The following is a 21179-nucleotide window of genomic DNA, read 5'->3' as shown; positions in this document are numbered from 1 at the left end:
CCGTGACCAGGAGTCGCGAAAGAGAATCGAAGCCGGCATGACCCTTTCCGATGACCCGGCTCAAGGCGAAAGGTCCCAAGGCTCCGCACCTCTTACCAGGAACCTGCCATTCCTTGGTTATCTCGCCGCCCGGGCGCAATCGCAGATCGGTTCGTCCATCACGGCGACGGCCACCCCGCTCATCGCCGCGACGTGGATGGGGGCGAGCGCCACACAGATGGGGCTGCTGGTCGCCGTCCCGTTCGTCTCACGGGTCGCCGGACGGCTCCTGGCGGCCGTCCTGGTTGAGCGCTCACGCTCGCGTGTCACTGCCCTGGCGGCCATGGAGGTGACGTCCGGTCTGTGCGTCGTCGCCGTCACTCTCCGGGCCGTCTCCCACGACCTGTCGATTCCGGGGCTCATCGCCCTGGTCTCGATCATCGCCGGGTTGTCCGGGGCGTTCGGGTCCTTCTCCGCGCCTGTGGTCCTGGATCTCGTCGATCCCGGCCGGCTGACCAAGGCCAACGGGGCGATGGCCGGGGTCGCGCACCTCTCCACCATCGCCGGACCCGGGATCTTCGGTTTTCTCCTCCAGTTCCTGGCGATGCCCTTGGTGCTGGTCGTGGACGCGCTCAGCTATTTCGTGTCGGGCCTTCTGATCCTGCCGCTCCGTCGGCGGGCCCTGTCACGCACCCAGGCGAGAGCGCCGGACCGGGGCCTTCGAGGCTTCCGGCACGTGTTCCGTGGGGACATCCGGATCTATATGGCAGGTGCCGCGCTCATCTGCCTGATCAACGGTGCCGTCATCGCCCTGCTCCCCTTGTACGCGACGCGTGATCTCGGCCTGTCGGCCGACGCGTACGCGGTCATCCTGGCCACCGGCGCGGCGGGCGGCCTCATCGGATCCGCCACCGCCTCCTTCTGGGAGACGAAGCTCGGCAGGAACCGGGCGGCGTTCGTGGCGGGCGCTCTGGCCACGGGGGCGACGGGATTCCTCGTGTTCGCCGACAAGGGCTTGTCCGGGGCGCTGGGCTGCGGTGCCTACGAACTGGTCGGCAGCGTCGGCGGCAGCGTCTTCGTCGTCCTCATGATGTCGGCGATACCCGTATCCGTCCCGTCGGACGCGGTCGCGAGATCAATGGCCGTCGGCGCCCTCGTTCTTGAGCTCGGCACGGCGATCGGAGCGGCAGCCGGTGGAGTCATGGGAACGGCTGCCGGCCTCCGTTCGACCGTGGAGCTCTGCCTGTACGTCGCCGCCACCGTGCTCCTGGCCGTCGCCCTGCGAGGTGGCCTGTCGGCCGTGAGGTCTCGTTCCTGAGGACGCAAGGGCTGACGCCCTTCCACGGCGGGGTGGCGGTCGGCTCTCGACGTCCTCCGCCCTCAGGCGTACCGGGCAGGGAAGGGCCCCGGGCCGCTCCGGAATCACAGGCTGCTGATCAGCAGCCCGTCGGGAAGGACGTGCTGAGCGGGGCCGTCCGTGAGCGTGAACCCGGCCCTGAGCAGGGGTCTTCGGCAGGCGACGTCGCTCGCCCACGAGCCCCGAGGCGCCGCCGGCAGCTCCGTCCGCTCAGGCGCGCCGGATTTGCGGAGCTGGTGCGGTCACCAGGTCACGGGGAGCTCGTACACCCCGTACACCTGGCCGTCGTGCTTGAAGGGGATCTTCTCGAACTCGGTGGCCAGGGCCAGGGTGGGGATGCGCCTGTAGAGCGTGCCGTAGGCGACCTGCAGCTCCAGCCGGGCCAGGGGCTGGCCCAGGCACTGGTGGACGCCGAAGCCGAAGGCCACGTGCCGGCGGGCGTCGCGGCGCACGTCCAGTTCGTCCGGGGCGGGGAAGATCCCGGGGTCGCGGTTGCCGATGTCGTTGGCCACGATGATGCCCTCGCCCGCGCGGATGACCTGGCCGCCGATCTCGATGTCCTCCTTGGCCACCCGGCGGCGTCCGCCGTGGGTGATGTTCAGGTAGCGCAGCAGCTCCTCCACCGCGCCCGCGATCAGCGCGGGGTCGTCGCTCCCGCGCAGCAGGGCGAGCTGGCCGGGATGGCGGAGCAGCGCGAGGGTGCCGAGGGCGATCATGTTGGCGGTGGTCTCGTGGCCGGCCACGAGCAGCAGGACGCCCATCTGGGCCGCCTCCTGCCTGGTCAGCTCACCGGCCGTGACCCGGGCGGCCACCTGGGACAGCAGGTCGTCGCCGGGGCGGACGAGCTTGTCGCCGACGAGCCCGTCCAGGTACTGCCGCAGCCGCCCGCCCGCGGCCGTCCGGTCCTCGACCGACACGTCCCGCTTGACGATGATCTGGCTGTTGTCCTGGAAGAAGCCGTGGTCGGCGTACGGGACGCCGAGCAGCTCGCAGATCACCAGCGACGGCACCGGCAGCGCGAACGCCTCCACAAGGTCCACCGGCCTCGGCCCCGCCAGCAGGTCGTCGATGAGACGGTCGACGATGCGCTGCACGGCCGGGCGCATGCTCTCGACCCGCTTGACGGTGAACGCCCCTTGCACCATGCGGCGCAGCCGGTGGTGCTCGGGATCGTCCATGAAGACGAAGCTGATCGCGCTGTCGGGCCGGTTGGGCGCCAGGACCGGCAGCGGGTAGCCGGGCCGGGTGACGTCGGAGCTGACCTGCGGATGGCTCAGCACCGCCTTCTGCTCGGCGTAGCCGGTGACCAGCCACACGGTGCCGCCGCCGCGCAGCCGCGCCCGGGTCAGCGGCGCGTCCTGCCGGAGCGCCTGCAGGGCCGGCGGCGGGTCGAACGGGCACGCCGCCGCCCTGACGCCGGGGAACTCGGGCAACGAGCCGGACATGTCCTGATCGGGGGCGGCCGTCATGACGGTGTTCCTTCCCCTTGCCTGGCCCGGACGGCGCTCATCGACTTCCCGCCTGACGCACCCGCGCTCGCCGTTGTCATGTCCAGTAACCGACGCGCGCCCTGGTAAGTCAAGCGCCTGCTTCGAGGAGCTCCGTGATCGCGGCGCTCTGGACGACACCCCACCAATATGCGAATATGTGTTCGATTATTGAAGATCGTCAACGGAGGCGAGCCCCGCAGTCATGCCGGGACGTCTCCAGAACGGAGTGCCTGTGCGCACATCGACCTCTGCCCGTGCTCCTCTGCCCCGCCGATTAGTCGCGTGGGCCGGGCCCCTGCTCCTGGCGGCGGCCCTGCTCGTCACCCAGACGCCCACCGCCGCGACCGCCGCGGACGCCGCGACCGTCTCCGACCTCGGCGTCGCCGGGGAGGGCGGCGACGTGGTGGCGCGCAACAGAAAGGTCTTCGTCGCCGCCGGCGACCGGATCGTGGTCGCCTCCACAGACGGCAAGGTCGTCGGCACGATCCCCGGCCTGTCCGGCGCCGTCGCCCTGGCCTCGCCGGAGGACGGCAGGAAGGTGTACGCGGCGCTGCGCGGCTCGAACGAAGTGATCGAGATCGACAGCACCACCCTCGCCATCAGCAGGCGCATCGACCTCACCGCGTACCCGTGCCCGTCGAGCCTGGCGCAGGAGTACGACCGGCTGTGGATCGGGTTCGGCTGCGGCGGAGCGGGCGGGGGAGGCGTCCTCGGCCTCGTCACGTCGGCGGCGACCCCCACCCTCGTCCGGGTCGGGCCGGCCACGACCGGTGCCCCGCTCGTCGCCGTCGCCGGGAACACGCTGGTGGCCGGGGAGTCCGGGGTCAGCCCCGCCACGGTCAGGGTGTACGACATCAGCACCACGCCGCCCACGTCGAGCGGCGAGATCCGGGGGGAGGCGAACGGCCTGCCGGCCCTGCGTGATCTCGCGCTCGCCGAGCACGGCGCGACGGCGTTGTCGGCGCTGCACGACACCCGCCGGTTCGACGCCTGGGACACGGCGGCCCTGACGCGGGGCCGCGCCTACGACACCAACGGATTCGGCGACCAGGGCGTCCCCGTCACCGTCGGGGCCAGCCCGAACGACGCCTACGTCGTGGGCGGCTGGAACTCCCAGGCAGGCGACGCGGCCGAGCTCGTGGTGTACGACGCGACCACCTCGGAGGTCATCTACACGGCCGTCCACCAGGGGAAGACCGTGGTGGCGGGCAGCGTCGCGTTCTACGGCACAGTCACCTTCGCGGTCCTGAAGGAGCCCGGCACCGGCCGCATGCACCTCTGGCGGCTGCCGCCCTCGCCCTACCACTCCTCCACGCTCACCCTGACGGCTCCCGCCAAGGTGACCACGCTCCAGGAGTCGGCCTTCACCGGACGGGTCACGCTGAGCAGCGGACTGCCGCCCGGCGTGCAGACGCTCGAACTGTACCGCTGGCTCCCCGACGGCACCTCCAGGCCGTTCGAGGAGGTCACCACGGCGGCGGACGGGACCTACCGGTTCACCGACACGCCGCCGTCCACCGGGGCGTACAAGTATCAGGTGTACTGGCCGGGCAACTCATGGTTCCGGGGGAGCGGCTCCTCGGTGACCGTCACGGTGGGCCCGTACGAGCCGACGCTCACCGTGACCGGACCGGCGACGGGCCACGTCGGCACGCGCCTCGCGTTCAGCGGCACCTTCGGCGCCGGCGGCATCACCTTCCCGCGGACGACCATCACCGTCTCGCTGCAGGTCGTCGGCCCGGACGGCGCCGTCACCTCGAAGAACGTGGCGAAACTGGTCCCCACCCCCGACGGGACGTTCAGCTTCTCCGACACGCCGGCCGCGGCCGGTGAGCACACCTACACCGTCGACCTGGCGGGCAACTCGGATGTGGGGCCGGCGCGCACCACTCACGTGGTCACCGTCCGCTAGCGGCCCGCGCGACGTCCTGACGCCGGGGGCTTCAGCCGGCTTCCAGGACGAAGAACAGGAAGCACAGGAACCTCGCGCCGGAGATCTCGCGGAGCTCATCGGGGAACAGCTCGCGGGCCTCCGGCGCGTACGGCGGTTCACTGATCACGCTGATGCGGAAGCCCGCCGCGGTGAAGGCTTCGGTCATCGCGTGCAGCGGCCGGTCCCAGAAGCTCAGCCGGCTGGTCTGCCCGCCCATGGTCCACTCCTCGATCCGGTTGCGGGTTCCGAAGTAACCGGGCCTCTCCCCGGCCTTGTGCTGCATGAGGGTGATGACGAAGGGATGCTCGACCGAGACGAGGAGCCGGCTGCCGGGCCGCAGCACGCGCCGCAGCTCGGCCAGGGCCGGCCCCCCAGTCCTCCAGGTAGTGCAGCACCAGCGACGCGATGACGTCGTCGAACGCCTCGTCGGGGAAGGGCAGCGGGCCGGCCAGGTCGGCGACCCGCAGGTCCGCCTCGGGGCCCAGCCTCCGCCGGGCCATCTCCAGCATCCCGGCGCTCGCGTCGACGCCGGTCACGACGGCGCCCCGATCGCGCAGCTCGGCGAACAGGGGGCCCGAGCCGCACCCGGCGTCGAGGATGCGCCGGCCGGTCACGTCCCCGGCGAGCTCCAGCATCGCGGGCCGCTCGTAGTACGCGTTCGCCAGGCTGGTCTCGTTCTCGGCCGTGTAACCTTCGGCGATCGCGTCGTAGGCGTTGCTCTCGGGCGAGTCCGCGACGCGGTTCTCGGGCATGGTCGTCATAGGGGTCATTCTGGCCCGCATGTCCCGGGAGCGCGGAGATGCGGCCCGTCCGCCGGCCCCGGCTGGTCGTCCGTCCTGTCGAGCAGCAGGGCGGCCGCCCGGGTGAGCACCTGGGCCCGGGTGCGGCCGCCGTGGTCGGCGGCCAGGAAGTGTTCGCCGATCGCCACGCAGAAGGCCAGCAGGCTGCGGGCCTCGACCTCCTCGGGGTCGGAGCAGAAGCTGCCGATCATCTCGCGCAGCAGCGCCATGCGCCGGTTGTCCACCCGCCGAAGGCGTTCGGCGACCGCCTCGTCACGCCTGGCCCAGTCGCGGACGGCGAGGTCGATGGGCAGCAGGCGGTCGTCGGAGAAGGTGAGCACGCCGGCGCGCTGGATCTTGGTTCGCGGGTCGCCGCCCTCGCGTTCGACGCGCTCGATCACCTCGTCGGTGCTCTCCCGCTCCCAGGTGTCCAGCATCGCCTCGAGCAGCGCCTCCCGGTCGGCGAAGTACCCGTAGAACCCGCCCTTGGTGACGCCGAGCCGCTTGGCCAGCGCCTCCACGCGCACCGCGTCGGGGCCGCCGGCGGCCAGCGCCCGCAACCCCTCCTCGATCCACCCCTCCCGTGTCGTACGGACCGCGCCCACAGTGTGTGCCACCTCACTCGGAACATATGTATACGCCACCGTATAACCGTGGTTAACCTCAGTATATACGGCAGCGTATAGACAGGGAGGGATCATGAGGCTGGCGAACGCCGCCCACACCGGACGGCCATGGCGCATCCACGACATCGCCGGAGATTTCGAGCTGGAGGACGTGTGGGTGATCCGCACCCCCAGCGCCGGACGGGAGGACTTCTCCGCGGTGCTCGCCGCGATGCGCGACTCCAGCGGCGGCCCCCTGCCGCTGCGGCTGCTGCTCGCGGCGCGCTGGAAGCTGGGCGCCCTGTTCGGCTGGGACAGGGCGTCGGCGGGCCTCGGAAGGCGCGTCCCGTCGTTGTGCGAGCGCCTGCCCGCCGACCTGCGCCGGGCACCGCACGACTCCGACGCCGGCCTGGCGCCCTTCTCCCCGGTCTACGCCCTGGACGACGAATGCGCGCTGGAGCTGGCGAACCGCACCGTGCACGCGGTGATGCACCTGGCATGGGCGCCGGCCGCCGGCGGCGGGCACGAGCTGCGCATGGCCGTCCTCGTGCGCCCCAACGGCCTGCTGGGACGCTGCTACATGGCCGCCATCATGCCGTTCCGCCGCACCCTCGTCCTGCCGGCCTTCGTCCGGCGGCTGGAGCGGGCCTGGCGCGAGCGCGACGCGGGCGTCCTGGAGTCCGCCGTCGGGACGGGCGGCATCCCGCCGTCCGTCCGCGCGCTGAGCTCCTTGCCCGTCGTCGACTACGCCGACCACTTCGCCCTCACCGTGAACGCCGTCGCCACCGAGGCCGGGGCGACGGCGGAGCGGTGGGCGCGGGCGATGTTCGGCGACGTGCCCAGCGCGGGGGAGCGGTTCATCTGGCGGGGTCTCCTGGGGCTCCGGCTCGCCCGCGGCCGATCGCCCGCCACCGTGGCCGGGTGGCGGATCGCCGCGCGTGGCGACGACTGGATCCGGCTGGAGACCGCGTCCTGGTTCCTGACCGCCAACCTCGTCGTCCGGGCGGCGGACGGGCGGGTGTCGCTGACCACCCTCCTGCGCTATGACCGGCGCCTCGGGCGCGTCGTGTGGCCGCCCCTGTCGGCGATCCATCGCCGGCTGGCTCCCGGGCTGCTCCGGGGCGCCGCCGCGCGGATGACCCGCGGCGGCGTCCGGTAGCGCCCGGTCGGGTGCGCCCTGACCGGGGGGCGGCGGGGTCAGCCGCGCCTGGCGGACGGCCAGTCGTGCCCCCAGCCGCCCTGGACCATGGTCTGGAACGCCCACCCGTCCTCGGTGCGCACCAGCAGGTCGGCGTAGTGCATGCGGTGCTCCTCGCCCTCGATCGTCATCGTCGCCTCGGTCTCCACGACCACCAGGTTCTGGCTGACGAAGCGCGGGGTGCGCGTGGAGCGCAGGTCGAGCCCGGCGGTTCCGCCGCCCATGGACTGCTTCATGCTCTCGACGTACTCGGCCCGCGTCCACTGGCGGACGCTCGCGTGGCCGCCGGGCACGTCGGTGGCCACGTTCATCGGGAAGACCGCCAGATCGGCGAGCTGCTCGATCGCGCCCTCCTCGGCCAGCGCGTCGTAGGCGGCGAACCAATCGTCGATGTTCTTCAGTTCCTCGGCGCTCGGCTGGTACATGCTGCTCCTCCCCAAGTCGTACAACGTACCGTACAGCATACGGAGGCCGGTCGCGCACCGATGTTCAAGCCTTGCCCCGACCGGTTCGGACAGGATGAGACGCGATCTGCCGGCCAGGAAAGGACGACGATGACGCGACAGCCGCACGACCCCACGTTCGAGACCCTCCACCGCGATCCCCGGACCACGGTGAGCATCAGGACGACGGTCGCGATCGCCCGCCTTGCGGAGGCCCAGGGTGCGGGGTTCGCGGAACTGTGGAGGTACACCCAGGAGTCCGGCGTGCGAGTGGAGGGGCAGCCCTTCGTCAGGTACCACACCTTCGCGGGGGACGAGACGGACGTGGAGGTCGGCGTGCCCGTGGCCGGACGCCCGCTCGGCGCGGGACGGGTCGCCGCCGCCGAACTGCCGGGCGGCACGGCCGTCGCCACCTGGCACCTCGGATCGCACGACAGTCTGGGCGAGACCTACGCCATGCTGGACGCATGGCTCAGGAAGCACGACCACGAGCCCGACGGCGGGGCGTGGGAGGTCTACCACTGGTTCGACCTCGGCGCGCGACCCGATCCGGCGAGCTGGCCGGCCCCGGAGACCTGGCGCACCCAGCTGATCCAGCCGATTCGCTGACGCCGGTCGCCCGCCGTCAGAGCCCCGTCGCCGGCGTCGCGCTACGCCGGACGATCGCGCCACCGGCCCAGGTGTTGCCGAATTGCGATGAACGCGGCGCCGGTGAGGGCGATCGGGCGGCGAGTCTGGATGTCATGTGGCGACAGGAGCTCGGCAAGGATCCCGGCTCGGGCGTGTCCGTCCATGACATGCGCACGGGAGGGCAGGTCAAGGGCTGGTCGCCGTGGGCTCCGGACGTCGGCCACGCCGTGGTGCTGATGCGGATGGGCGGCTTCCGCCGGCACGCCTCGGGGCAGGACTCCTTCCTCGACGCGGCCGGCGGCTACGTGACCAGCGAAGGGCTGGAGGAGCGCTTCGCCTATCCGTCGGCGGGCGAGATCCGCTACACCTGGATCGCGTTGACCCCTGACGCCTACGACGAGCACGTCGCGGGCGTCCAGGGCGCCCCGGGCTGGATGCTGGCGATCAGCGCCCTGCTCGACCTGCGCCATCGCGAGCTGCTGTCCGCCTGCAGGAAGGGCGCCGACCCCCTGGAGGTGGGTGAACGGGTGCGGAGCCTGCTGGCGGCTCTTCCGCCCCGGACCGAGCGGCCCGGCCCCGGCGCGCCGCCCACGACGCGGGTGATCCACCGCCGCATGGCCCTGGCCGTGCAGGAAGCGCTCTCCTGCGGTCATCTCAACGACGGAGCCGAGGACCTGGCGCGGCTGGTCGGCGCCTCGCCCAAGCACGTCGGCAGGATCTTCCGCCACGTCACCGGGCGCACGATCAGCGAGTACCGCAACGAACTGAGGGTGCGGGCCGTGCTGGAGCACCTGGCCGACGGCGGCGCCCAGCTCGCCGAGCTGGCCACCATGTACGGCTTCGCCGACCACGCGCACCTGACCCGGACGGTCCGCAAGCACCTCGCCGAGACGCCCAGCACCCTGCGCGCCCGCCTCGACCCCGGCGGCCTCTGATCGTCCTGTGACCCGCCGGCCACCCCGTCCGGTGGCTATTGTGATCATCGACATGCAGGGCAAGAGGGCGGACGGTCATGACATCGGCGCAGCCTGGTCACCTGGTCGGCGGACGTTACCGGCTGGTCGCCCTTCTTGGCACCGGCGGGTTCGGGCAGGTCTGGCGCGCCCACGACCAGGTCCTGGACGTCGAGGTGGCGATCAAGGAACTGCGCCTGCCGCCCGGTCTGCCGCAGGCGGAGCAGGACAGGCGGCTGGAGCGCACCGCGCGCGAGGCGCGCAACGCCGTCCGGCTGCGGGCGCACGAGAACGTCGTCGCCGTCCACGACATCGTCCAGGACGGGCTGCCCTGGATCGTGATGGAGCTGGTCGAGGGTCGGTCACTGCAGGAGCACCTCGACACGCACGGGCCGTTGCCGGTGGACCGCGCCGCACAGCTGGCCGCGGGGCTGCTGGCGGCGCTCGGCGCGGCGCACCGGGCCGGCATCGTGCACCGCGACGTCAAGCCGGCCAACGTCATGCTCGCCACGGACGGCAAGGTGTTGCTCACCGACTTCGGCATCGCCGTCCACACCGCCGACACCGCCCTGACGACCGCCGGGATGCTCGTCGGCTCGCCCGAGTACACGGCTCCCGAACGGTTACGCGGCACCGACGGGCTCCCGGCCAGTGACCTGTTCTCCCTCGGTGTGACCCTCTACCAGGCCGTCGAGGGCGTCTCGCCGTTCCGTCGCGACACCCAGCCGGCGACGCTGACCGCCGTCCTGCTGGCGGAGCCGCCGCCGCCACGCCGGGCCGGCCGGCTCGCGCCGCTCATCGCCCGGCTGCTCGACAAGGAGCCGCACGGCAGGCCGACCGCCGAGGAGGCGCCGGCCCTGCTCGGCGGGCAGCAGCCGGGCCGGCGCGATGCCGGGGACCGCACCAAGGTTCTGCCGCCCGCCGAGGTCCCCGTGCGGGGGTGGCAGCGCAGGGCCGTCACGGTGATGACGGCGGCCGTCGGCGTACTGGCGGTGCTCGGCCTCACGAAGGTGCTCGGCCTCGTCGAAGCCGACGACCCCTGGGATTACATGAGCTCGCTGGTGACGGGACACCGTTGGGGCGCCGCCCTGGCCGCCGTCCTCGTCCTGGACGCCGGTCTGGCCGGCCTGCTGTGCGCCCGGGTCGCCCGGTTCCTGAGGCCGCTCACCGGTACGACCGTCGCGGTCGCCGGGGGCGCCGCCGGGTTTCTCGCCGGGATCGGCGCCGTGGCGCTCGCCTTCGACGGCATCGCCGTGTTCCTGGCCATGGCCGACGTCGGGCGTGGCGACCGGATCTGGGTGATCCCGTTGATCGTGATCACGTCCGTCCTGGTGCTCACGGCCGGTTGGGCCTGGGAGTCGAGGCGCCGGGCACACCCGTCGTAGGGGCGCCCGCCGGTCAGCGGGGCCGGCTGAGGGCGGCCTCGGCCAGATCCGTCCACTGCTCGGCCGAGGAGTGCGGCACGACCACCCAGTCCTTGACCACCCTGCCCGTGCCCGAGGGATCGAACAGGCACGCCCCGGCCAGCTCCAGCGCGGCCGCGTGCTCAGGGGTGTCCCTGACCAGCCGGAACACCATCGCGCCGTCACGCTGCAGGCTGGCGAACACCTTGCCCGCCTGATCCTTGAGCGCCGGCCTCCCCATCATCCTGGAGACCCGCACCCCCAGGTCGGCCAGCTCGGCGCCGACCTGCAGGAAATCCTCTTCCGCGCTCATCGTCAGTCGGCCCCAGACTCCATGGCGGCGCGGGCCGAGCGGCTCGGCTCCCGCGCTCCGGCAGAAACGGCGATCAGGCTAGCAGGATCATGCCGAACCGGGAGAACTCACGTTCCCGGGCCGCGTCCGGCGCTCTTCCCCTGACGCAGGGTCAATGTCCCAGCATGGGGGCATGACCTCTCCGACCAGTACGAACCGCCCGCCGTCCGGCGAGCTGACCGCCCACCACGACGGCCTCACGATCCCGCTGTCCCGCGGCGGGCAGGGCCGCCCGCTGGTGTTGTGCCCCGGGCTGAACGCGACCCAGGCCGACCTCGGCGAGCTGATCGAGCTGCTGCGGCGCGACCACGACGTGGTCACCTTCGACCTGCGCGGCCACGGCCGCACCCCGGCCGCGGACCGGTACTCCTTCGAGGCGTTCCTCGGCGACCTGGACGCCGTGATGGCCCGGGTGGGCCGGCTCGGCCTCGGCGAGCCCCCCGTGCTCGTGGGGTACTCGCTGGGGGCCGACCTGGCCGTCCATCACGCCGCCCGGCATCCCGGGGGCGTCGCCGGGCTCGTCCTGATCGACGGGGCGAACCCGGTTCCCGAGCCGTTCCTCACCGAGGACGTCCTGCCGGCGTTCCGGGCGATGTGGACGGAGCTGGCCGCGCAGCAGCAGGCCCGGCGCGGCACCCCGCGCCAGGTGCTGCTCACCGCGCGCCAGATCCTCGACCTGAACGTCGAGGTCGACGTGGTGCGGTCCGAGATCCTGTCCCGGTACCCACTGATCGACCGGCCGATCAGCATGATCATGTCGACCTCGATGGCCGGCGAGGGCGGCCCCGCCGCGCGGTTCAACCGCAACTGGCGGGCCGGGATCGAGCGGCTCGTCCGGCGGCAGCCGCGCATCGCCACGACGTGGCTCGACGCCGACCACGGGCTGGTCTTCACGCACGCCACCGAGATCGCCCGGATCATCCGGCAGGCGGCTTCTTGACGACCTCTGGAAGGCTGGTCCCATGCTGACCATCGGCGAACTGGCCTCGTACGCGGGGGTGACCGTGCGGGCGGTGCGGCACTACCACGCCAAGGGACTGCTGCCGGAGCCCGAGCGCGACCGCCACGGCTACCGCAGGTACGACGCCGCCGCGGCGGTCGAGCTGATCAGGATCCGCACCCTCGCCGAGGCCGGGGTGCCGCTCGCGCGGGTGCGGGAGCTGCTGCGGGCCGGCGAGGAGGAGTTCGCCGCCGCGCTCGCCGACATCGACCGGCGGCTGCGCGCGGAGATCCGGCGGCAGCAGCGCCACCGGGCCCGGATCGCCCGGCTGGCCGCCGGGGACGGCCTGGCGCTGCCGCCGGAGGTGGTCGGCTACCTCGACCGGCTGCGGGCACTCGGCGTGGACGACCATATCGTCCAGGCCGAACGCGACGGCTGGATCCTGCTGGCGGCGCACTCGCCCGGACGCGTGCCGGAGTGGATGGCCCGCAAACGCGAGCAGCTCGACGACCCGGACTTCGTCGGCTTCTTCCGCAACCTGGGCCAGGCCCTCACCCGGTCCGCCGACGACCCGCGGCTGGAGGAGCTGGCCGACGAGCTGGCGGCCTGCCTCACGCGGCTGACCGGCGAGCGGGACGAGGGCTACGTCGACGACCTCGACGTGGAACCGCAGTTCGTCCGGTTGATGGACGCCCTGGCGTTCGACGCCGTCCCGCCCGCCCGCCGGCTGATCGAGCTGCTGCGCCGGCGGGGCTGGACCGGCTGGAGCAAGCTGGAACGGGTGGACCCGCCGTCCTGGTCGTCGGCCGGGTCAGCCGTCGAGGAACCGCTCCAGCTCGGCGGTGACGAAACCGGGGTTCTCCTCGACGAGCCAGTGCCCGGCGCGCGGGACGTCCACCGCGCGGACGATCCTGGTCAGGCGCGGTGACACCGTGGACCGGATCGCGTCGAGCTGCCCCTGGGCGGTCATGAGCAGCGCCGGGACGCGTACCGGCGCCGCCGCCGTCGTGTCGCGCACGTCCTGGTCCAGGGCGCGGTAGAGCTCGAAGCCGCCCGACAGGGCCTGCGGCCGGCTGTAGGTGCGGGCGTACTCGGTGATCTCGGCGTCGGTGAACGGGGACCGCTGAGAGGTGCCGCCGAACGCCGTTCCGCCGTAGGAGACCTGGGGGTAGAACAGCGCCAGGTACTCGCGGACGTCGTCGCCCACCACCGCCTCGGGCACCCGGCGCTGGGAGTGGAAGGCGATGTGCCAGCTCAGCGACCGGTACGTGGCCGCGTCGACGGCCGGGCCGGGCAGCGGCAGGTCCAGGTAGCCGAGGCGGGCGGTGTCGGCGGGGAACCGGCTCGCGTACTGGAACGCCACCGCGGCGCCGAAGTCGTGGCCGACGACGGCGGCGTCCCGGATCCCGAGCCGCCCGGCGATCAGCTGGTGCACGTACCGCGCCAGCGTGGCCTTGTCGTAGCCGGTGGGCGAGCCTTCGCTGTCGCCCAGCCCCGGCAGGTCCACGGCGTAGACGGTGTGGTGCCGGGCCAGGTCCGGCATGATCGGCCACCAGCCGTACCAGGTCTGGGGCCAGCCGTGGATCAGCACCACCGGCGTGCCGGTCCCGCCCTTCACGTAGTGCATGCGCACGCCGTCCACGTCGGCGAACTCGTGCCGGAACGTCGTGCCGAAGCGCGGGTCGTCCTGGGTGGCGGTGGTGTAGGAGGCGGCGGGCGGGGGAGCGGCGGCGGGCGTCGAACAGGCCGTGGCGCCGAGCGGGAGCAGGAGGGCGAGCGCGACGGTCGCGGCCGTGCGCGCGGATCGGGCGAGACGGCCCGGCGACGGCCGTGGAGCGGTGGTCATGTGGTCCTGTCCTGAGGAGAGTGGCGGGGTCGACGGCCGGTGCTGCCGTCGATCGGTGTGGGATCAATCCGACCAGCAGCCCGCCGATCTGGCACGAAAACTTGCGGTTATGGCAAGATGGCCGTCGTGCACGACGACATGGACGAGGTGCTGGGCGCGGTGGGGCCGCGTCTTCGGGCCCTGCGTCGTCACCGCGGCATCACCCTGGCCGAGCTCGCCACCACGACCGGCGTCTCGGAGAGCACGCTGTCCCGGCTGGAGAGCGGGCAGCGCCGGGCCACGCTGGAGCTGCTGCTGCCGCTGGCCCGCGTCTACGACGTCCCGCTCGACGACCTGGTCGGCGCCCCGCGCACCGGCGACCCCCGGATCCACCTCAAGCCGATCACCCGGTTCGGGATGACGTTCGTGCCGCTGTCCCGGCGGCCGGGCGGGGTCCACGCGTTCAAAATGATCATCCCCGCGCGGCCGGAACCGCTCGAACCGGCCCCGCAGACCCACGACGGCTTCGAATGGCTCTACGTCCTCACCGGACGCCTGCGGCTCGTCCTCGGCGACCGTGACCTCACGCTGCCGGTCGGCGAGGCGGCCGAGTTCGACACGTCCATGCCCCACTGGCTGGGCAGCGCCGACGGCGGCACGGTCGAGCTGCTCATCCTGTTCGACCCCCAGGGCATGCGCACCCACATCCACGCCGACCCCCACCGGCACTCTCACTGAGCATCCGACAGGCCGTATTCGCGGCCTGACCTTCATTTGTGGAGGTCAAGAGGTGCTGAAGCGCGTTTTCGGGGGAGAAGGGGGTGGCTTCGAACGCCTGATGATGGGAGTGGTGACCGTGGAGGGGTCCGGGGGAGCGATCCGGGTCGGTGTGGAGGAGGAGTACCACATCGTCGACGCGACCACACGCCGGGTGACCGCGCGGGCGGGGGCGCTGCTGAGCGCGCTGCCCGAGGAGAGCTTCACGCACGAGCTGCAGCGGTCGATGGTCGAGGCCAACAGCGCGCCGTTCCTGGCCCTGGACGACCTGGCCCGCGACGTGTGCCGCCTGCGCCGCAAGCTGATCTCCACCGCCGACGAGCTGGGGCTGGGGATCGCGGCGGTCGGCACGCCGCAGCTGGCCGACCTCGACGAGGTGAAGGTCTTCCCCGACCAGCGATACGAGAAGATGCTCAGCGACTTCCAGGTGCTGACCCGTGAGCAGCTCATCTGCGGCACGCACGTGCACGCCGAGGTGCCCGACCCGGACCTGGCGGTCGCGGTGGCGCACCGGCTGACGCCCTGGCTGGCGCCGTTGCTGGCACTCAGCGCCAGCTCGCCGTTCTGGGACGGGGCCGACACCGGCTACGCCAGCTACCGCACGCTGGTGTGGCAGCGGTGGCCGACGACGGGGCCGATCGGCAAGTTCGGCTCGGCGGCCGAGTACCAGGAGATGGTGCGGGGTTTGATCCGGTCCGGGGTGATCAGCGACGCGGGGATGCTCTATTTCGACGTCCGGCCCTCGCAACATGTGCCGACGGTGGAGCTGCGCATCTGTGACGCCTGCCCCCGGGTGGAGGACGTCGTGCTGATCGCCGGGCTGTTCCGGGCGCTGGTGGCCAGGGAGGTGGCCGCGGCGCGCCGCGGCCCCGGGCCGGAGGTGCAGGTGGAGGCGGCGCGCGCGGCGACCTGGCAGGCGGCCCGATGGGGGCTGGAGGGCGACCTGGTCGATCCGGTGGAGGGCGTGCCGCGCCCGGCCAAGGAGGTGGTCGAGGACCTGGTGACGGGCCTGCGCCCGCAACTGGAGGCGGCCGGCGACTGGGAGCTGGTGACCGGGCTGACCCGGCAGGTCCTGCAGACGGGCACGTCGGCGGCCCGCCAGCGGGCGGCGTACGCCGAGCGGGGCAGCCTGGCGGACGTGGTCGACCTGGTGCTCAGCGAGACCCGCACCTGCGAGTGGGACCGGCCGACGGGCGACCACGACCTCCCTTCGTGCCGGCCGGCGGCCTGATGGCCGGCCTCGGCGAGACGGGGGTGCTGGCATGTGCGGGCTGAGCGGCGAGTTCAGGTTCGACGGCGCGGAGGCCGACATCGGCGCGGTGGGCCGGATGACCGACGCCATGCACGACCGCGGGCCGGACGGCTCCGGCCTGTGGGCGCAGGGGGCCGTCGCGATGGGCCACCGGCGGCTCAAGATCATCGACCTGTCGGAGAAGGCGGCCCAGCCGATGGTGGACGCCGGGCTCGGCCTGGCGGTGGTGTTCAACGGCTGCCTGTACAACTACCGCGAGCTGCGCGAGGAGTTGCGCGGCGCGGGCTACCGGTTCTACTCCACCTCCGACACCGAGGTGCTGCTCAAGGCGTACCACCGGTGGGGCGCCGGGTGCGTCGGGCACTTCAAGGGCATGTTCGCCTTCGCGATCCACGAGCGGGACAGCGGCCGGCTGGTGCTCGGCCGCGACCGGCTCGGCATCAAGCCCATGTACGTCAGCCGCGACGCCCGCCGCCTGCGCTTCGCCTCGACGCTGCCCGCCCTGGCCGCGGGCGGCGGCCTGGACACCGGCATCGACCGGGTGGCGCTGCACCACTACATGACCTTCCACTCGCTCGTGCCCGGCGAGCGCACGATCCTCGCGGGCGTGCGCAAGCTGCCGGCGGCCACCGTGCGGGTCGTCGAGGCGGACGGGACGAGCACCGACCACCGCTACTGGGACCCGCCCTACACCCGCTCCGCGATGCCCGAGCACGCGGGGCTGAGCGAGCAGGAGTGGCGCCGGGCCACCCTGGACGCCCTGCGCACGGCGGTGCGCCGCCGGATGGTCGCCGACGTGCCGGTCGGCGTGCTGCTCTCCGGCGGCCTGGACTCCAGCCTCATCGTGGCGCTGCTGGCCGAGGAGGGGCAGAGCGGCCTGACCACGTTCAGCATCGGCTTCGAGGCGGCCGGCGGCGAGCAGGGGGACGAGTTCGCCTACTCCGACCTGGTCGCCGGCCGGTTCGGCACCGACCACCACCGCATCCGGATCCCCGGCGACCGCCTGCTGGACGGGCTGGAACGCGCGGTGGGCGCCATGAGCGAGCCGATGGCCAGCCACGACTGCGTCGCCTTCTACCTGCTGTCGCAGGAGGTCGCCCGGCACGTGAAGGTCGTGCAGTCGGGCCAGGGCGCCGACGAGGTGTTCGCCGGTTACAGCTGGTTCCCGCCGCTGGCGGGCGTGCCGCGCGAGCGGGCGGCCGAGGTCTACCGCAGGGAGTTCGCCGACCGCCCGCACCAGGAGCTGTCCGGCGTGCTGGCCCCCGGCTACCTGCTGGACCGGGACGTCAGCGGCGACTTCGTCCGGGAGCACGTGGCGCGGCCGGGCGCCGACACCGCGCTCGACGCCGTGCTGCGCCTGGAGACCACGGCCATGCTGATCGACGACCCGGTCAAACGCGTCGACAACATGACCATGGCCCACGGGCTGGAGGCCCGCACGCCGTTCCTCGACCACGACCTGGTCGAGCTGGCCGCCGCCTGCCCCGACGGGCTCAAACTGGCCCACGGCGGCAAGGGCGTGCTCAAGGACGCCGCCCGCCGGCTGCTGCCCGCGCAGATCGTCGACCGGCCGAAGGGCTACTTCCCGGTGCCCGCCGTCCGGCACGTCGAAGGGCCCCTGCTCGACCTCGTCCGGGACGCCCTCACCAGCGGGGCCGCCCGCGCGCGGGGCCTGTTCCGTCCGGAGTTCGTGCGGCGGCTGCTGGCCGACCCCGAGTCCGACAGGGCGACGACCGGCGTCAACACGCTGTGGCAGATCGGCCTGCTCGAACTGTGGCTCCAGGCCCACCAGATGTGATGCCGGACATCCTCGGCGACCTGTCGCACCTGCCGTCGGCCGCCGCGCTGCGCGCCTGGAACTGCCGCCGGCCCGCGCTGGCGCCCGACAACAGCGCCGTGGCCTTCGTCGGCGACCAGGACGGCGTGCCCCGGGTGTGGGTCCAGCCGCTCGGCGCGGATCTGGACGCGTGGCCGGTCGACACCGGCCACCACCCGGTCGTGGACGTGAGCTGGGGGCCCACGGGGGAACATCTGGCGGTCCTGGTGGCGCCGGACGGCGGCGAGCACACGCAGGTGTGGACCGTGCGCCCGCACGGCGGCGAGCTGCGGCCGCTCGCCGTTCCGCCGCACGGGTCGGCCGCGCTCGTCCGCTGGACCGGCCGGGGCGAGTCGGTCCTGGTGGCCGAGACCTCCGCCGCCGGCCTGACCAGGGCCGAGCTGGCCGACGCCGTCACCGGCGCGCGCCAGGTCATCGCCGCAGGCGAGCTGCTGTGGCCGGCCGCGGTCAGCCGCGACCACGCGCGCATGCTGCTCCGGCGCGGGCCGCGCGGCCTGCGCCGGATGTACGCGGCCGACGCCGTCCCGGGTCACCCGCCGGGCGGCGAGCGCGACCTGCTGCCCGGCCTGCCCGGCTCGACCGACCAGGGGGCCCTGTCGCCCGACGGCGAGATCGCCTACCTGGTGTCGGACGCGGGCCGCGACCGGGCCGCGCTGCTGGCGGTGCGGCGCAACGCCTATCCCGTCGTGCTGGCCGAGCGGCCGGACGCCGAGCTGGACCGGTTCGCGCTCAGCGCCGACGGCCGCCGCGGCGTCCTGCTGTGGAACGAGCACGGCCGCTCGGCGCTGGACGTCGTGGAACTGCCCGCCGCGCACGTCAGGTCGCTTCCGCCGCCGCCCGCCGACGTGGTCACCTCGGTCCGGGTCGCCTGGGACGGCCGCACGGCGGTGCTCGCCGCCGAGAGCCCCGAGGAGCCCTCGCACGTGCTGCTGTGCGACCTGACCTCCGGGACGTACCGATACGCCGCCGGGGCCGGGCGGCTCCCGGTCGCGACCGGCGCCGAGCTGCTGCGCTTCCCCGCCCGCGACGGGCTGGAGCTGGCCGCCTGGCTCTACCGCCCGGCGCACGTCCACGGGCCCGCGCCGTTCGTGGTGTCGCTGCACGGAGGGCCGGAGGACCAGGAACGCCCCACCTTCAACCCGCTCTACCAGAACCTCCTGGCCGCCGGGATCGGGGTGCTGGCGCCCAACGTGCGCGGTTCGGGCGGGTACGGGCGGGCCTTCCGCCAGGCCGACGACCTGGCGCTGCGCTTCCGCGCGGTCGAGGACGTCGCCGACTGCGCCGCCGCGCTGGTGCGGACGGGCGCGGCGGACCCGTCCAGGCTCGCCTGCATGGGCTGGTCGTACGGCGGCTACCTGACCCTGGCCGCCCTCGTCACCCATCCGCACCTCTTCCGCGCGGGCGTGAACATGAGCGGCATCGCCGATTTCGCCACCTTCTACGCCCGTACCGAACCGTGGATCGCCGCCGCGGCGGTGTCCGAGTACGGGCACCCGGAGGCGGACCGCGACCTGCTGCACGCCCTGTCCCCGCTGCGCGCCTTCGACCGGCTGGCCGCCCCGCTCCTGGTCGTGCACGGGGCGCAGGACACCAACGTGCCGGTGCACGAGGCCCGGCAGGCGTTCGGGGCGGCCCGCGCCCGCGGCGTGCCCTGCGACCTGCTGCTCTTCGAGGACGAAGGCCACGAGATCCGCAACCGCGCCAACCGCATCAGCCTCGTCTCCAAGGTGCTGAACTGGCTCGACGAGCACCTGCGGCCCGCCCCGCATTGATCGGGCGGCCGGACGCGTCCATCATGGTGCCCCACCGGCACGGAAGGACCCGCTCGTGACCGATCTCGACTCCCGGCTGCGCGCCTGGCGGCACGACCTGCACCGGCGGCCCGAGCCGGCCTTCGCCGAGCACGCGACGAGCGCCTACCTCGCCGCGGCGCTGGAGGCGGCGGGCCTCGACGTCGTCACCGGCGTCGGCGGCACCGGCGTCGTCGCCTCCCTGACCAGGGGCGGCACCGGCCGGGCCGTCGGGCTGCGGGCCGACATGGACTGCCTGCCGCTCGACGAGCCGGGCACGCACGCCCACGTCTCCCGCAACCCCGGCTTCATGCACGCCTGCGGCCATGACGGGCACATGGCGATGCTGCTCGGCGCCGCCGCCGTCCTGGCCGCCGAGGGCGGCTTCGAGGGAACCGTCCGGTTCGTCTTCCAGCCCGCCGAGGAGCCCGGCCGCGGCGCGCGGGCCATGCTCGACGACGGCCTGCTCGCCCGCTTCCCCGTCCAGGCCATGTACGGGCTGCACAACTGGCCCGGCGTCCCCGCCGGCCACTTCCTGACCCGCGCCGGGAGCATCATGGCCGGCGAGGACAACTTCGAGATCCGCATCCGGGGCCGCGGCGGGCACGCCGCCCGCCCGCACATGGTCGTCGACCCCATCGTGGTGGCCGCGGAGATCGTCCTGGCCCTGCAGACGGTCGTCGCCCGCAACGTCGACCCCGCGCTGCCCGCCGTGGTGTCCTGCACCGACATCAGCACCGACGGCACGCGCAACGCCATCCCCGGCGAGGTCGTCATCAGAGGGGACACCCGCAGCTTCGACCCCGCCGTCGCCGCACTCCTGGAGGACCGGGTCCGGCGGCTCTGCGAGGGCATCGGCGCCGCCCACGGCGCGACGTGCGCCGTCACCTACACCCACGAGTTCGCGCCCACCGTCAACGACCCCGCCTGCGTCGCCGCGGCGGTCGAGGCGGCCGTCGCGGTCGCCGGCGAGGACGGCGTCGACCCCGACTGCGCGCCCGTCATGCCGAGCGAGGACTTCGGCGTGTTCGCCGGGGCCGTGCCGGCCTGCTTCGCCTTCCTCGGCAACGGCACCGAACCCGGCCGGGGCGGCGACCCGCTGCACAGCAGGGAGTACGACTTCAACGACGCCGTCCTGCGGACGGGGACGGACTTCTACGTCACGCTGGCGCGCCGCGCCCTGCCCGCCGGCGCTCCCGCGGCGCCTGCTCGGTGAGGCCCGGTCCGCGGGCGGCCCCCGCGGCGGGACGTCATGCGGCCGCGGCCAGCTCCTCCAGCGCGCGCAGGGACGGCAGCTCGAACGGCTGCCGCACCGGAACCTGCCCGGCGCGGGCGTCCTCGGCCTCGCCCGCCCAGTGCCGCAGCGCCTCCAGCGGGGTGACGCCGTTGGCCTTGGCCCAGCGCAGCCGCCGGGTCCAGACCACGGCGGCGTCGAAGGCGGCGTCACCGGCCTGCTCGCGCGGCACGTACCGGGCAGCGTCGTCCGTGGCGGCGGCCCACAGGTAGCCGATCACGGCGCCGTCCTTGAGCACCGGGACGTAGCGGACCGCGGCCGTCGTCGTGCGGGGGTAGGCGTCCGGGGCGTGGACGGTCCGGAACTCGGGCTGGTCCTTCAGCGACACCTCTTCGTCCTTCC

Annotated in this window: 19 protein-coding genes and 1 pseudogene; 13 read left to right on the top strand and 7 right to left on the bottom strand. The window is 73.3% G+C overall.

The window, feature by feature from the left end; all coding sequences use genetic code 11:
- Positions 1-37 precede the first annotated feature (37 nt).
- Complete coding sequence (locus ACIBQ6_RS36715) at positions 38-1297, top strand: MFS transporter (protein WP_397217649.1); 1260 nt, start codon at positions 38-40, stop codon at positions 1295-1297.
- A gap of 281 nt (positions 1298-1578) precedes the next feature.
- Here the strand turns inward: ACIBQ6_RS36715 and ACIBQ6_RS36710 are convergent, their stop codons facing one another.
- Positions 1579-2805, bottom strand: coding sequence for a cytochrome P450 (locus ACIBQ6_RS36710; protein WP_397217647.1), 1227 nt, complete (start codon positions 2803-2805; stop codon positions 1579-1581).
- 253 nt (positions 2806-3058) lie between these two features.
- Here ACIBQ6_RS36710 and ACIBQ6_RS36705 point away from each other — a divergent pair, with 253 nt between their 5' ends.
- Positions 3059-4738: a YncE family protein gene (locus ACIBQ6_RS36705; protein WP_397217645.1), complete on the top strand. Its 1680-nt coding sequence runs from the start codon at positions 3059-3061 to the stop codon at positions 4736-4738.
- A gap of 31 nt (positions 4739-4769) precedes the next feature.
- On the opposite strand, the pseudogene ACIBQ6_RS36700 reads toward ACIBQ6_RS36705, so the two are convergent.
- Both ACIBQ6_RS36700 and ACIBQ6_RS36695 read right to left on the bottom strand, forming a co-directional pair.
- Positions 4770-5529 (bottom strand): annotated as a pseudogene (locus ACIBQ6_RS36700) (class I SAM-dependent methyltransferase).
- On the bottom strand, positions 5526-6155 hold the full coding sequence (locus tag ACIBQ6_RS36695) for a TetR/AcrR family transcriptional regulator (RefSeq protein ID WP_358302507.1): 630 nt from the start codon (positions 6153-6155) through the stop codon (positions 5526-5528). Before ACIBQ6_RS36695 ends, ACIBQ6_RS36700 begins: the two are co-directional and overlap by 4 nt.
- A gap of 82 nt (positions 6156-6237) precedes the next feature.
- Between ACIBQ6_RS36695 and ACIBQ6_RS36690 the strand changes: the two genes are divergently transcribed.
- Positions 6238-7302, top strand: a complete 1065-nt coding sequence (locus ACIBQ6_RS36690; RefSeq protein WP_397217642.1) for a DUF2867 domain-containing protein — start codon at positions 6238-6240, stop codon at positions 7300-7302.
- 38 nt (positions 7303-7340) lie between these two features.
- Here the strand turns inward: ACIBQ6_RS36690 and ACIBQ6_RS36685 are convergent, their stop codons facing one another.
- Complete coding sequence (locus tag ACIBQ6_RS36685) at positions 7341-7766, bottom strand: nuclear transport factor 2 family protein (protein WP_397217640.1); 426 nt, start codon at positions 7764-7766, stop codon at positions 7341-7343.
- A 129-nt stretch (positions 7767-7895) separates the two neighbouring features.
- Here ACIBQ6_RS36685 and ACIBQ6_RS36680 point away from each other — a divergent pair, with 129 nt between their 5' ends.
- The 3 genes from ACIBQ6_RS36680 to ACIBQ6_RS36670 all read left to right on the top strand — a co-directional run bounded on the left by ACIBQ6_RS36680 (position 7896) and on the right by ACIBQ6_RS36670 (position 10752).
- Complete coding sequence (locus ACIBQ6_RS36680) at positions 7896-8393, top strand: GyrI-like domain-containing protein (RefSeq protein ID WP_397217638.1); 498 nt, start codon at positions 7896-7898, stop codon at positions 8391-8393.
- A 134-nt stretch (positions 8394-8527) separates the two neighbouring features.
- A complete protein-coding gene (locus ACIBQ6_RS36675; RefSeq protein ID WP_397217636.1) occupies positions 8528-9349 on the top strand; it encodes a helix-turn-helix transcriptional regulator in 822 nt (273 codons plus the stop codon).
- Between the two features lie 77 nt (positions 9350-9426).
- Positions 9427-10752 carry a serine/threonine-protein kinase gene (locus tag ACIBQ6_RS36670; RefSeq protein WP_397217634.1) on the top strand — a complete coding sequence of 442 codons (1326 nt, stop codon included), beginning with the start codon at positions 9427-9429 and terminating at the stop codon, positions 10750-10752.
- A 13-nt stretch (positions 10753-10765) separates the two neighbouring features.
- On the opposite strand, the gene ACIBQ6_RS36665 is transcribed toward ACIBQ6_RS36670, so the two are convergent.
- Positions 10766-11083, bottom strand: coding sequence for a hypothetical protein (locus ACIBQ6_RS36665; RefSeq protein ID WP_397217632.1), 318 nt, complete (start codon positions 11081-11083; stop codon positions 10766-10768).
- A gap of 172 nt (positions 11084-11255) precedes the next feature.
- Here ACIBQ6_RS36665 and ACIBQ6_RS36660 point away from each other — a divergent pair, with 172 nt between their 5' ends.
- Both ACIBQ6_RS36660 and ACIBQ6_RS36655 read left to right on the top strand, forming a co-directional pair.
- On the top strand, positions 11256-12062 hold the full coding sequence (locus tag ACIBQ6_RS36660) for an alpha/beta fold hydrolase (protein WP_397217630.1): 807 nt from the start codon (positions 11256-11258) through the stop codon (positions 12060-12062).
- A 22-nt stretch (positions 12063-12084) separates the two neighbouring features.
- Positions 12085-12990, top strand: a complete 906-nt coding sequence (locus ACIBQ6_RS36655; RefSeq protein ID WP_397217628.1) for a MerR family transcriptional regulator — start codon at positions 12085-12087, stop codon at positions 12988-12990.
- On the opposite strand, the gene ACIBQ6_RS36650 is transcribed toward ACIBQ6_RS36655, so the two are convergent.
- Complete coding sequence (locus tag ACIBQ6_RS36650; RefSeq protein WP_397217626.1) at positions 12874-13908, bottom strand: alpha/beta fold hydrolase; 1035 nt, start codon at positions 13906-13908, stop codon at positions 12874-12876. The two genes, ACIBQ6_RS36655 and ACIBQ6_RS36650, sit on opposite strands and share 117 nt — an antisense overlap.
- Positions 13909-14025: 117 nt before the next feature.
- Here ACIBQ6_RS36650 and ACIBQ6_RS36645 point away from each other — a divergent pair, with 117 nt between their 5' ends.
- The 5 genes from ACIBQ6_RS36645 to ACIBQ6_RS36625 are packed head-to-tail and all read left to right on the top strand — an operon-like array spanning position 14026 to position 20759.
- Positions 14026-14625, top strand: coding sequence for a helix-turn-helix domain-containing protein (locus ACIBQ6_RS36645; protein WP_387680668.1), 600 nt, complete (start codon positions 14026-14028; stop codon positions 14623-14625).
- Positions 14626-14677: 52 nt separating this feature from the next.
- Positions 14678-15895: a glutamate--cysteine ligase gene (locus ACIBQ6_RS36640; protein WP_397217624.1), complete on the top strand. Its 1218-nt coding sequence runs from the start codon at positions 14678-14680 to the stop codon at positions 15893-15895.
- 31 nt (positions 15896-15926) lie between these two features.
- The gene (locus tag ACIBQ6_RS36635) at positions 15927-17714 is read left to right on the top strand and encodes an N-acetylglutaminylglutamine amidotransferase (RefSeq protein ID WP_397217622.1); all 1788 of its coding nucleotides are present in this window, start codon (positions 15927-15929) and stop codon (positions 17712-17714) included.
- Positions 17714-19525 (top strand): S9 family peptidase, encoded by a 1812-nt coding sequence (locus tag ACIBQ6_RS36630; protein ID WP_397217620.1) that lies wholly within the window; start codon positions 17714-17716, stop codon positions 19523-19525. Before ACIBQ6_RS36635 ends, ACIBQ6_RS36630 begins: the two co-directional genes overlap by 1 nt.
- A gap of 55 nt (positions 19526-19580) precedes the next feature.
- Positions 19581-20759 carry an amidohydrolase gene (locus ACIBQ6_RS36625; RefSeq protein WP_397217618.1) on the top strand — a complete coding sequence of 393 codons (1179 nt, stop codon included), beginning with the start codon at positions 19581-19583 and terminating at the stop codon, positions 20757-20759.
- Between the two features lie 34 nt (positions 20760-20793).
- Here ACIBQ6_RS36625 and ACIBQ6_RS36620 read toward each other — a convergent pair whose 3' ends face one another.
- Positions 20794-21165: a hypothetical protein gene (locus ACIBQ6_RS36620; protein ID WP_397217616.1), complete on the bottom strand. Its 372-nt coding sequence runs from the start codon at positions 21163-21165 to the stop codon at positions 20794-20796.
- Positions 21166-21179: the final 14 nt, after the last annotated feature.

It is taken from the genome of Nonomuraea sp. NPDC049655, assembly GCF_044465465.1.
In the GTDB taxonomy this organism is placed as follows: Bacteria; Actinomycetota; Actinomycetes; order Streptosporangiales; family Streptosporangiaceae; genus Nonomuraea.
The sequence above is the reverse complement of the archived record's forward strand: the minus strand, read 5'-3'. Positions and strand labels throughout refer to the sequence as shown.

Excerpts from the sequence above, each read along its gene's own strand:
- ACIBQ6_RS36715 (WP_397217649.1), top strand. The coding sequence starts at position 38 with ATGACCCTTTCCGATGACCCGGCTCAAGGCGAAAGGTCCCAAGGCTCC.
- ACIBQ6_RS36710 (WP_397217647.1), bottom strand. The coding sequence starts at position 2,805 with ATGACGGCCGCCCCCGATCAGGACATGTCCGGCTCGTTGCCCGAGTTC.
- ACIBQ6_RS36690 (WP_397217642.1), top strand. The coding sequence starts at position 6,238 with ATGAGGCTGGCGAACGCCGCCCACACCGGACGGCCATGGCGCATCCAC.
- ACIBQ6_RS36685 (WP_397217640.1), bottom strand. The coding sequence starts at position 7,766 with ATGTACCAGCCGAGCGCCGAGGAACTGAAGAACATCGACGATTGGTTC.
- ACIBQ6_RS36680 (WP_397217638.1), top strand. The coding sequence starts at position 7,896 with ATGACGCGACAGCCGCACGACCCCACGTTCGAGACCCTCCACCGCGAT.
- ACIBQ6_RS36675 (WP_397217636.1), top strand. The coding sequence starts at position 8,528 with ATGTGGCGACAGGAGCTCGGCAAGGATCCCGGCTCGGGCGTGTCCGTC.
- ACIBQ6_RS36670 (WP_397217634.1), top strand. The coding sequence starts at position 9,427 with ATGACATCGGCGCAGCCTGGTCACCTGGTCGGCGGACGTTACCGGCTG.
- ACIBQ6_RS36665 (WP_397217632.1), bottom strand. The coding sequence starts at position 11,083 with ATGAGCGCGGAAGAGGATTTCCTGCAGGTCGGCGCCGAGCTGGCCGAC.
- ACIBQ6_RS36660 (WP_397217630.1), top strand. The coding sequence starts at position 11,256 with ATGACCTCTCCGACCAGTACGAACCGCCCGCCGTCCGGCGAGCTGACC.
- ACIBQ6_RS36655 (WP_397217628.1), top strand. The coding sequence starts at position 12,085 with ATGCTGACCATCGGCGAACTGGCCTCGTACGCGGGGGTGACCGTGCGG.
- ACIBQ6_RS36650 (WP_397217626.1), bottom strand. The coding sequence starts at position 13,908 with ATGACCACCGCTCCACGGCCGTCGCCGGGCCGTCTCGCCCGATCCGCG.
- ACIBQ6_RS36645 (WP_387680668.1), top strand. The coding sequence starts at position 14,026 with ATGGCCGTCGTGCACGACGACATGGACGAGGTGCTGGGCGCGGTGGGG.
- ACIBQ6_RS36635 (WP_397217622.1), top strand. The coding sequence starts at position 15,927 with ATGTGCGGGCTGAGCGGCGAGTTCAGGTTCGACGGCGCGGAGGCCGAC.
- ACIBQ6_RS36630 (WP_397217620.1), top strand. The coding sequence starts at position 17,714 with ATGCCGGACATCCTCGGCGACCTGTCGCACCTGCCGTCGGCCGCCGCG.